The following is a 316-nucleotide window of genomic DNA, read 5'->3' as shown; positions in this document are numbered from 1 at the left end:
AGCGAGATGGCCGCTGCGGTCCAGGCCTATGTGCCCGGCTATCGGCTGAAACAGTCCGTGCAGTTCGACGACATCCCCGCCGCTGCGCCGTTGCATATCCCCGGACTCGGCCGTTTCAGCGGACTTAAGACTTCGATCTTCGTCGAAGTGGAAGGCGCGGCGCATTATCTGCCGGCCTACGCCGGCAATCTCGACATCATGACGTCCGCCGCGCTGGCAACGGCCGAGCGCATGGCCGCGTCGCTCGTGAACGCCTGACGCAAGGAGCACTCGATCATGGACAAGAAACTCTACATTTCCGATGTGACGCTGCGCG

Annotated in this window: 1 pseudogene; it reads left to right on the top strand. The window is 62.7% G+C overall.

The features are described 5' to 3' along the window. Positions 1–258 (top strand): annotated as a pseudogene (locus SB816_RS30630) (acetaldehyde dehydrogenase); the annotation flags it as partial. Positions 259–316 lie beyond the last annotated feature (58 nt).

Source organism: Achromobacter sp. SIMBA_011 (genome assembly GCF_046535435.1).
In the GTDB taxonomy this organism is placed as follows: Bacteria; Pseudomonadota; Gammaproteobacteria; order Burkholderiales; family Burkholderiaceae_B; genus Achromobacter; species Achromobacter dolens.
Note: the sequence above shows the minus strand (reverse complement) of the source record. Positions and strands in the feature narration are given on the sequence as shown.